Genomic DNA, 6,745 nt, shown 5'->3' on the forward strand with positions numbered 1-6,745 from the left:
GGCGACGGCCTCTCGGCCATCGAGCCGATCAGGCAGGTCGGGCAGCGCATAGGGAAACTCCATCACGGCGTGTTCGTCCATCATGTCCGGGAACGACCTGGCGTCCCGGTCGATCCGGTCCCCGAGCGCCTTGCGAAGCATGGCCGAAAAGCTTTCAATATCTTCACTCATGATCTATCTCCAGTTGGTCGGAACGATTGCGTTCCGACCATATTTAGGGATCTGTGGATGGAACGCAACCGTTCCGACGATGTCGGAACCCGAATCCGCACTCTGAGCGGCGCAGCAGTCATGCGTGCTGACGTCACGGACGCGCTGACCCGCGCCTTTTTCCAGGAATGGGCCCGCGCTGGCTATTCAGGGCTAAGCCTCGAGCGTGTTGCCCGCTCGGCTGGCGTCGGCAAGGCCGCACTCTATCGGCGCTGGCCCGAAAAATCGGTGATGGCAGGCGACCTTCTGTCGCGTGTCGGGTTGACGATCACCGATGTTGGCGATCAGGGGTCTCTCGAAGCCGATCTGAAGGCGTTGCTCTTCGCGCTTCGCCGGGTGCTCCGACACCCAAAGATGCGGCGGATCATTACGGACCTCCATGCCGAGATCGAGCGAACTCCAGCGCTCGAAACGGCCATACGGCCATTCCAGCGCGCACGACGCGAACGAATCAACGGATTGCTCGATCGAGCCATCGAGAGAGGCGAGCTCTCGCCATCCGTAGACCGCGAAACCGCGGCGGACCTTATCGCAGCTCCGCTATACTGGCGTTTGTCGGTCGTGGGTGGGCGATCTGACAAGGATCACATTGCACGCCTTGCCCGAATGCTCGCCTCTGCCCTGCGCGCAGACGATTGACGTGCCTCGACCAGCAGGGCTCCGCGCATGTCGGCATTGAGCTTCAACGGCGGTGGAACCCTTGGATGCGGATGTCGTTCCGCCGAAGTGAGGCTATCGACCTCTTTCCGTCACCGCCACCACATTGTCGCTGACGTTGCGGTCGACAAACGTGAGGTACGGATCGATACCGGCATAGGCTGGCTTGCTCGTCGTGATCATGCGGATTGTCTGTTCGCCCGAACGGATCGGCAGCCGCTGCAATGATATCACCGTCTCGCGGGTGAATCCCCGATCGTCGGGATTGGCGCGGAATACGCCGATATCGAGTTGCTCGTTGAACGTTGCTTCACGCTCATTGCCCTTGCCATCGGCATAGGACTTTCCTGCTGCCACCGTGATGAGAGTTTCATAGCGGCCGTCCGGCATCTTTCGGACCGTCGCCTGGCTGACCCTGAGGTCATAGAGGGTGATACGGTAGAACAGGTCCCGGACAAGTTCGCGCTCGGCAGGCGTGCGGGCAATCGCAAGCAACCCATCCACCAGGTCGCTCGAACTGGCAAAAGGCGCAGGTTTGGACCGATACCGCTCTATCAGACTGCGCAACACCCCATTGACCCGGTCCTCGCCCAGACGATCCTGCAGAAGATACATGACCAGCGAGCCCTTATTGTAGTGAATGTATCCCTGCCTGTAGACTTTGGCGAGCGGCTGCTCCTCGGCTGCTTCCAGCCGGCGGCCCTGCAGATAGATATCCTGCTCGTATTTCAGGAATTGGCGGATCTGATCGGCCCCCAAGTTCTTCTTCATCACCATCAGCGCCGAATACTGCGCCAATGTCTCGGTAAGAACCTCGGCTCCCTGCATGTCCGCGGGCATCACCTGGTGGAACCAGTACTGGTGCGCCAGTTCGTGCGCGGTGAGGTAGGCGAGGAAATCGAGCCGATGTGGATCGCGGAAATCCATGATGAAGCCGACTTTTTCGGAGTAGCCCACCGTCCCGGGTGCAGAGTTCGCGCCACCACCATAATCGGGCCGTTCGATGATGCGCGCGTAGCCATATTGGTAGGGACCGAAATTATCGCGATAGTAATTGAGCGAGTCGACCATCGCGTTCAGCATCCGGTCAATGTTCATCGCATGTTCGGGGTGATAATAAACGCTGGCACGGACGCCGCGACCGGCATCGACAGATTTCTGCGCGTAGCGACCGGCCTGGATCGTGATGAAGTTCAGCGATGGGATGGGAGATACGAACCTCGCCGTCCGACGGCCGTTGGCGACAGTCTCGGATACCCGCGCCCCTGTCACCACCAGTGTCTGGTCTGCATCCGTTGTGACCGTAATGTCGGTGTTCACGCGATCGACGCTCGCGAAGTTCCTGTTGCGGGCCGCTGGATCGCCGAGCCTGGGCGTTGTCTTTCCGGCTGGCAGGCCGTATTTGCGCCGCTGCTTGTTGCCTTGCAGGAAATTGGCACCGCTCATCCCGAGCGCCGGTGCGAAGGCGAAATTGGTCAGATACGCCCCGTTGGCCGCAGGCTGCGCATCGAATTCATACGCCTGAAGGTTTGAAGGCAGCGCATACAGCCCGCGCTTCTCCTGCACGGTCCTGAAGGTCAGCGTCCCCTGGTCGCCCGGCTGCAAAGGCTTGGCAAATCGGTAGATGCGGTGGAGATTTTCCTTGTCGTCGCTCACCAGCGTTGCGCCGGGCACGTGTATCGCCTCGACACGCAAGGTCGGGGCGGGGATGCGAACGTGGAGCAGTTCGATCGGTCTGGTTGTCGCGTTGGTAAAACGATAGCGTCCGTCAAACTGTGCCCATCGCCGGGAAGGCCTCAATTCCACATCGAGCCTGACATCCGTGAGCGTCGGCTCCGGTCGCCCCAGATAGCGCGCATACGCCTTCTCATACCGCGCCGTGCGCATGTCTTCGGCATCGCCGCCTGCCCAATAATGGTTGGCGATGTTCATGTTGTAATAGAGATAGCTGCCCATCCCCGCGGTTATCGCCAGCGCGAGGGCCATGATTGCGAGGGGCATGCCGCGCAATCTCGCGGGCAGCGTGCGCCACTGCCCGGCAAGCGTCACGGCGGTACCACGACGCCACATCAGATGACCGATGATGACGAGAATTGCGGCAAAGGCGGTCCAATAGAACCGCAGCGCCCAGGCGGTGGCGCCGCCGTAGTCATCGCCGTTCATGTCCGATAGCGGGTTTGAGGCTTCGGCGTAATTGAGCAGCGGGTGGCTGAGGCCCAGACCGGCGAAAACGATCGTCGATACGAGGTACAGCAGCATGATGCCCCAGCCGACGAACTTGTTCGGGCTGACAGCCTGGGCCACGATCGACAGAACAGACAGATGGATGACATAGAAGATGTTGGGCGCGGCGAACCACGCCAACCACTGGCCAAGTTCGATATCGGCGACCCCGCGCACCAGCTGAAACGCTATCGATTGGACGAGCACCACCCCGACGCTGAGCGCGATCAGGACACCTGCCACCCCGCAAAGCTTGGAAACCAGAAAAACCCAATTGGGGACCGCTGTCGCGTCGATGATCTCGTTGATCCGGCGCTCGCGTTCACGCCATACGACTTCCCCTGCAAAATAGATCGCCATCAGAACCGTGATCAGGGCCGAAGCACCCCGAACCGTTTCGACCAGCACAAACGTCCTCGGCCAGGGAGGCACATCGTAGAAGCGGCCGGCAAGCGTCAGCGTGAGCAGCAGGTTGATTGATCCGACCAGTGCAAGCACCCAGAAGGCCGGGCTTTTGAAGACGAGCTTCATTTCCAGCAGGGTGCGCGTGCGCAGCTGATGCCATACTCCGCGCTCGGGCATGCTGTCCGGAAGCTGCCGGACGACCAGGGGACTGACGGCGGCCAGCTTCGCCTCGCGCGCCGCCTGACGCCGGGCGGCGCGCAGCGACGTGCCGCGTTCGGCGAAGCGGAAGTGCCAGACGGCGATGATGACCAGCGCAATCGACAAGGCCATCCACACCAGGCGGTGGCTGAGCAGCATCCAGGTCAGTTCCAGTGACTGCGTGTTCGCCTGGATCGGGGTCAGGTAGCGGACGCCCAGGCCATATGCGATCGTGCCGAATGGCTCAAAATAGGCCGCAAGCGACACATCGGGCCATTTCCGCAGCATGGCCGTGAGTGCAAAATAGGCAAACATGCACACGATCACCGCGAGATAGCTGTAGGTGACCGAACGGGTCCAGATCGCGACCGCAAAGAAGATCGCCGAGGTGATCAGCAGGTTGGGCAGAGCAATGACGAGGAAGGCAAACGCATAATCCTGCAGCCGGTTGGGGCCGATCAGCTCCGGATCGACCCATGGCATCCACGTGCCAATCCAGATCGCTGCCGGCACCGCCAGAAACGCCACCGCAGCGCCGAGAAACGCGCCGCTGAACCGACCCAGCATATAGGAAAGCTTGTTGACTTTGGTTGAGCGGATGATCCCGCCAAAGCCGGTCTCGTCGTCGCGCACGACCACGTTGGCGACGAAGGCGGTGGTCACGAACATGAAGAACAGCGACATTGTCAGCATGATCTGGGCGATCGCGGTCGGCGCATTGGTGAAGATATTGCCGCCGCTGCCGAGGCGGATCGATTCAACCGTCGTTGCGCCGAAGGTCAGCAGGAAGAACAGGACGGTGGCAACCCAGAACACCGGGTTGCGGAACTGGTAACGCAGCTCGAAGCGCGCGATCGTACCGAACATCAACGTGCCCCTCAAACGGCTGGTTGCGCGGAGGCGCGGCGGATTTGCGTCAAGGTCGACAGGTAAACATCTTCCAGCCCGCCCTCGACAGGCGCAAAGCCGTTGCCGGGGTCCGTTTCAGACAGAATGTGGATGATGGTTCGGCCTGCAAACAGCCGGGTCGAGATGACCTCATAGCCAAGCTTGACGTCGTCGAGCCTGTCGCGCTCGATCGTCTTGGCCCAGATGGTGCCGCGGCTGCGCGCGATCAGATCACCGGGCGCGCCCTGAAGCTGGATGCGCCCCGCCGCAAGCACCGCCATGCGCGGGCACAGATCGGCGACATCCTCGACAATGTGAGTGGACAGGATGATCACGACGTTCTCGCCGATTTCCACCAGCAGATTATAGAAGCGGTTGCGCTCTTCCGGATCGAGACCAGCGGTCGGCTCGTCGACAATGATCAGCTCGGGGTTGCCGATCAACGCCTGCGCGATCCCGAAGCGCTGGCGCATTCCGCCTGAAAATCCAGCGATCGCCTTGGTGCGGACACCCCATAAGTTGGTCTGGACCAGCAAGGATTCCACCGTCGCGCGCCGGTCAGCGGCAGAGATGACGCCCTTGAGCGATGCCATGTGATCGAGCATGTCGTAAGCGGAAACGCGGGGATACACGCCGAAATCCTGCGGCAGATAGCCCAAAGTCGCCCTGAGACGGCCTGGCTCGGCCAGCACGTCGATATCGCCGAACCTGATCGCGCCGGCGGTCGGTGTCTGCAGCGTCGCGATGGTCCGCATCAGCGAGGATTTTCCAGCACCATTTGGCCCCAGTAGCCCGAACATTCCCTTGCCGATCGAGATTGTGACCCCATCGAGTGCACGCATTCCGTTTGGATAAACATGCTCAACGCCATTCAAATGCAGCAATATTGCCTCCTGGAAATTCTCTTTGCTGCCCATCGTCATGGATGACGCCGCAATATGCCCGCAGCACATCGCGAAGAAGCTGCGTTTCGCCCGCACACAATTCACAGGACCAGACTTTGCCAGCGGACCTGGCGCCTTCCTCAGCACCAGAGAGGTCGCTCCGCCGGTCAACCACGGCCCCGGGCTAGGTTGGGCTGAGCGCGTCGAACCAGCGTTTCTGTTTTGCCATCGCGACAGAGTTTCGGAGAAAGCCAGCAACGACGCAAATCACTAATCTTATCGCTCAAGGGTAGTTATTCTCATGCTGGAACGGCGGGCTGGCTGAATTCGGTCAGCGGCATGATCGACCTGAGCCGTCGAAATCTCTGCTGTCGATGTCATCGCGCGGCCAGGCCTATAGAAAAGCTCAGGCTTAGCCTGAGACATTCAGGTTTGTATTGGCCGCCCGATCATCCGAAACCAGGTGCCCATTGCTGTGTTTCCAAGGGGCTTCCTATGACCTTCGATGACTTCAACTGCCTCAGCCGTCGCGACCTGATCCAAACCGGCGCGCTGCTGGGCGCCGGCATTGCCCTGGCTCAACCGCTACCCCTTCTGGCGCAATCGGGCGCATTATCGGATGTGCGCGCTGCGGCGCTGGCAGGCAAGGATACGGCCATCAAGCGCATCCGCGACTGGATAGCACTGCCATCGATCGCTGCCGAAAACCTGAACATGCCCGAGGGCGCGGCCTATTTCGCCGGACTGGCGAGGGATGCAGGATTCACCGATGTCGAGATCATCCCGACAGACGGGCATCCGGGCGTGTTTGGCAAGATCGACGTGGGGGCGCCACGCACCTTGGGTCTCTATTTCATGTATGACGTCAAGCAATTCACTCCCGCCGAATGGTCCTCTCCCCCGCTTGAGGGCAGGCTTGTCGAGCGAAAGGGGCTTGGCACCACGATGGTCGGCAGGGGGTCGGCCAATCACAAGGGCCCCGAGGCGACGTTTCTCTCCGCTCTGCATGCCATCCGGGCGGCTGGGCGCACCTTGCCGGTCAATCTGGTCCTCATTTGCGAAGGCGAGGAGGAGATCGGCTCCCCCAATTTCCGCCAGCTCGTCACAACGCCCCGTGTGCTCGCCGCGCTGCGGTCGTGCGACGGCGTCTTCATGCCCACCACCATGCAGGGGCTGGAGGGAAATGCCGCAGTCGAACTGGGCGCGAAGGGTATCATCGAGCTGGAGTTGATCGCCAGTGGCAACAAATGGGGCCGAGGACCGAAGAACGACATTCACTC

General features: G+C 60.9%; 4 protein-coding genes. 2 read left to right on the forward strand and 2 right to left on the reverse strand.

The features are described 5' to 3' along the window. Positions 1-228 precede the first annotated feature (228 nt). A complete protein-coding gene (locus ACT6VE_RS34220; RefSeq protein WP_069051404.1) occupies positions 229-849 on the forward strand; it encodes a TetR/AcrR family transcriptional regulator in 621 nt (206 codons plus the stop codon). Positions 850-942: 93 nt separating this feature from the next. On the opposite strand, the gene ACT6VE_RS34225 is transcribed toward ACT6VE_RS34220, so the two are convergent. Together ACT6VE_RS34225 and ACT6VE_RS34230 are read right to left on the reverse strand one after the other, a co-directional pair. Continuing rightward, the gene (locus ACT6VE_RS34225; protein ID WP_444802600.1) at positions 943-4,560 is read right to left on the reverse strand and encodes an ABC transporter permease/M1 family aminopeptidase; all 3,618 of its coding nucleotides are present in this window, start codon (positions 4,558-4,560) and stop codon (positions 943-945) included. A gap of 11 nt (positions 4,561-4,571) precedes the next feature. Continuing rightward, on the reverse strand, positions 4,572-5,504 hold the full coding sequence (locus ACT6VE_RS34230) for an ABC transporter ATP-binding protein (RefSeq protein ID WP_439486948.1): 933 nt from the start codon (positions 5,502-5,504) through the stop codon (positions 4,572-4,574). Between the two features lie 456 nt (positions 5,505-5,960). Between ACT6VE_RS34230 and ACT6VE_RS34235 the strand changes: the two genes are divergently transcribed. Next, positions 5,961-6,745, forward strand: a 785-nt coding sequence (locus ACT6VE_RS34235) for a M20/M25/M40 family metallo-hydrolase (RefSeq protein WP_444802601.1), incomplete at its 3' end; no start/stop codon positions are given.

This window comes from Shinella sp., from assembly GCF_052438155.1.
In the GTDB taxonomy this organism is placed as follows: domain Bacteria; phylum Pseudomonadota; class Alphaproteobacteria; order Rhizobiales; family Rhizobiaceae; genus Shinella.